Here is a 3,294-nt window from a genome sequence, read left to right on the forward strand (position 1 = left end):
TTCAGGGCGTGCATCGACGTGCCGTAGGTCATGCTGAAAGCGGCGGCGGTATTGAAGTCCATGCTCGGCGGGATCGGCAGCACGTTGTAGCCCGGCACCGCGACCTGCTCGGCGAAGCTGCCCCAGCCGGTCAGGGCCATCACCCGGTCACCGACCTTCAGGTGGCTGACGTTCTCACCGACTTGGCTGATCACGCCTGCCGCTTCACCGCCTGGCGAAAATGGGAAGGGCGGCTTGAACTGGTACTTGCCCTCGATGATCAGGGTGTCCGGGAAATTGACCCCGGCCGCATGCACGTCCAACAGGATTTCGTTCTTCTTGATCGCCGGGCTTTCGACGTCTTCCAGCACCAGGTTTTCGGCGGGGCCGAAGGCTTTGCACAGCACAGCTTTCATCGGACTATTCCTTTTGGCGTGTTGGCCGATAAGTGTAGGTGGGCAGGGCGACGGGTCAACGAGCATGCCCCGGCCTGATAAGTCGCCATAAGCTTGTGCTCAGGGCTGCTAGCGTTATGCTACTGGGCAACCGAATTGAGGAATGAACTGTGAAAGCGTGGATCCTGTTGATGCTGGCCCTGACACTGCCGACGGCAGCCCTGGCCGAAGAAGCCAAAGAAGGCGAAGCGCCGAAGGTCAGCTATATCAGCCTGAGCCCGCCGTTTGTCGGTAACTACGGCCTGGATGGCACCGCGAAGCTGCGGGTGTTCAAGGCGGATATCGCCCTGCGGGTCACCGGTCCCGAGGCAGCCGCTGCCGTGAAAGCCAACGACGCGCTGATTCGCAACCAGTTGGTGGCGCTGTTTACCCAGCAGACCAACGACACCATGAGCAGCGTTGATGGGAAGGAAAAACTGCGCCAGGAAGCCCTGAAGCAGACCCAGCAAGTGATGAACGACGAAACCGGCAAGCCGCAGGTTGAGGATCTGTTGTTCAACAACCTGATCATCCAGTAAGCCGGTCGCTTCGCGCCCTTCGCGAGCAAGCCCGCTCCCACATTTAACCGCATTCTCATGTTAGAACTCGGTCAAGTGTGGGAGCGGGCTTGCTCGCGAAGAGGCCCTGACAGACACCTCAGGAAGCCAGGCTCTTCCTGAACCGCGCCAACGCCACCGCAAAGAACAGCAACCCAATCCCCGCCAGCGCCAGCAAGTCCGGCCACACCACATTCACACCCGCATCCCGGAACAGAATCGCCGCACTCAGGCTCACAAAGTGCGTCGACGGCGAGCCCTGCATCACCCATTGCAACCACTGCGGCATACTGTCCAGCGGCGTGCTGCCGCCGGACAACAGCAGCATCGGGATAATCACCGGGATCGCCAGCAGGCCAAACTGCGGCGTCGAGCGGGCGAGGGTGGCGAGGAAGATGCCGAGGGCAGTACTGGCAAACAGGTACAGCGCCGTCACCAGCAAAAACAAAGTCAGCGACCCGGCCAGCGGCACGCCGAGCAAGCCTTTCACCACCACTTCCAGCGACAGCCAGGTGCACAGCACCACCACCAGCATGTTGCTCCAGATTTTCGCCAGCATGATTTCCAGCGCAGTCAGCGGCAGCACCAGCAAATGGTCGAGGGTGCCGTGTTCGCGCTCACGCAGCAGCGCGGTGCCGGTCAGCACGATGGCGAGGATGGTGATGTTGTTGACGATCTGGATCACCGCCAGAAACCAGCCGCCTTCCAGGTTGGTATTGAACAGCGCCCGGGTGGTCAGCAGCGCCGGCGCCTTTTGGGCGGCATCGGCCTGGTTGCCATAGGTCAGCAATTCCCGCTGGAAAATCCGCCCGATATACCCGGCACCCATGAATGCCTGGCTCATCGCCGTGGCATCGACGTTGACCTGCACCCCCGGCTGGCGCCCGGCCAACAGGTCGGCCTGGAAATTCGCCGGCACGTTGATCACGAAGGTGTACTGGCCGCTGTCCATCACCTTGTCCAGTTGGTCGTACGGCAACGGCACCGCCGCCTGGAATTCCGGCGGTTGCAGCGCTTCGGCCAGTTGCCGGGAAAGCGCGCTGTGGTCTTCATCCACAAAGGCCACGCTGGCGTTGTGCACGCCGATCACCGAGCCGGCGGCGGGCATATAGATGGCGACGGTAAAGGCGTAGAACAGGAACAGCAGCAACACGCTGTCGTGGCGCAGGCTGGTCAGTTCCTTGATGCCGAGGCGCAGGATATGGGCGAACTTGTGCATCTCAGGCCTCCTGCTTCTTGAGCATGATCAGGCTAAGCCCGGTGAACCCCAGGAAAAACCCGAACAGCGCCAGGCACTGTGGCCATAGCTGACGCAGGTCCAGGGCCTTGGTAAAGGTGCCCACTGCAATGTCGAGGAAGTAGCCCGCCGGGAACAACATGCCCATCAACGCGGCGGCGCCTTCCAGGGACGAGCGCGGCACGATCAGCCCGGAGAACTGGATGGTCGGCAGGCTGGTGATGATCATGGTGCCGAGGATCGCTGCGATCTGGGTGCGGGTGAACGCGGAAATCAGCAGGCCCATGCTGGTGGTGGCCAGCACATACAGCAGGCCGCCGAAAGCCAGGGTCACGCCGCTGCCCTTGAACGGCACGCCGAACAGCCAGCGGTTCATCGCCACCAGCAGGCCCAGGTTGATCAGGCTCACGGCCAGGTACGGCGCCTGCTTGCCCAACAGGAATTCCAGGCGGGTCAGGGGTGTGGCGTAGAAGTTGGTGATGGAGCCCAGTTCCTTCTCGCGCACGATCCCCAGGGCCGTGAGCATCGCCGGGATAAACGCGAGGATCAGCGCCATCACGCCGGGGCCGATAGCGTTCACGCTGACCACGTCCTGGTTGTAGCGAAAGCGAGTTTCCAGTTTGGCGGCGGCTTGCTGATTCAATGGTGTGCTGTTCAGTTCGGCCAGTTGTTGGAGGTTGACCTGGTGCACGGCCTCGACATAATTGCGGCTGGTTTCCGCACGGAACGGCATGCCGCCATCGAGCCAGGCGGCCACGGCGGGTTGGCGGCCGGCGTAGAGATCGCGGCCGAATCCTGGCGGAATCTCCAGCGCCAGTTTGATCTCCGAGCGCTGCAGGCGTTTGTGCAGTTCGTTGGAGTCAGTGATCGGCGACTGTTCGGCGAAATAGCGCGAACTGCGAAAGGCTTCCAAGTAGGCCCGGCTTTGCGGCGTCTGATCCTGGTCGTAGACGGCGAAGGCGAGCTTCTCCACGTCCAGGGAAATGCCGTAGCCGAAGATCACCATCATGAAAATCGCCCCCAACAGGGCGAAGGCCATGCGCACTTTGTCCCGCAGCAGTTCCTTGCCTTCGCGGCTGGCCACGGC

Annotated in this window: 4 protein-coding genes; 1 reads left to right on the forward strand and 3 read right to left on the reverse strand. The window is 62.0% G+C overall.

Features of this window, described 5'->3' with window-relative positions; genetic code table 11:
• Nucleotides 1-395: alcohol dehydrogenase catalytic domain-containing protein (locus HX846_RS31310; RefSeq protein ID WP_178966879.1), on the reverse strand; the 395-nt coding region annotated here is incomplete at its 3' end.
• 149 nt (nucleotides 396-544) lie between these two features.
• On the opposite strand from HX846_RS31310, the gene HX846_RS31315 reads away from it, so the two are divergent.
• Nucleotides 545-952 (forward strand): flagellar basal body-associated protein FliL, encoded by a 408-nt coding sequence (locus tag HX846_RS31315; RefSeq protein ID WP_003213967.1) that lies wholly within the window; start codon nucleotides 545-547, stop codon nucleotides 950-952.
• Nucleotides 953-1,070: 118 nt separating this feature from the next.
• Here HX846_RS31315 and HX846_RS31320 read toward each other — a convergent pair whose 3' ends face one another.
• Together HX846_RS31320 and HX846_RS31325 are read right to left on the reverse strand one after the other, a co-directional pair.
• Nucleotides 1,071-2,189 carry an ABC transporter permease gene (locus HX846_RS31320; protein ID WP_003213965.1) on the reverse strand — a complete coding sequence of 373 codons (1,119 nt, stop codon included), beginning with the start codon at nucleotides 2,187-2,189 and terminating at the stop codon, nucleotides 1,071-1,073.
• Nucleotide 2,190: 1 nt separating this feature from the next.
• Nucleotides 2,191-3,294 (reverse strand): ABC transporter permease (locus HX846_RS31325; RefSeq protein ID WP_178966880.1); only part of this gene is annotated, 1,104 nt, incomplete at its 5' end.

This window comes from Pseudomonas sp. K5002 (assembly GCF_013386655.1).
In the GTDB taxonomy this organism is placed as follows: Bacteria; Pseudomonadota; Gammaproteobacteria; order Pseudomonadales; family Pseudomonadaceae; genus Aquipseudomonas.

Coding starts and splice junctions, on each gene's coding strand:
- HX846_RS31320 (WP_003213965.1), bottom strand. CDS start 2,189: ATGCACAAGTTCGCCCATATCCTGCGCCTCGGCATCAAGGAACTGACC.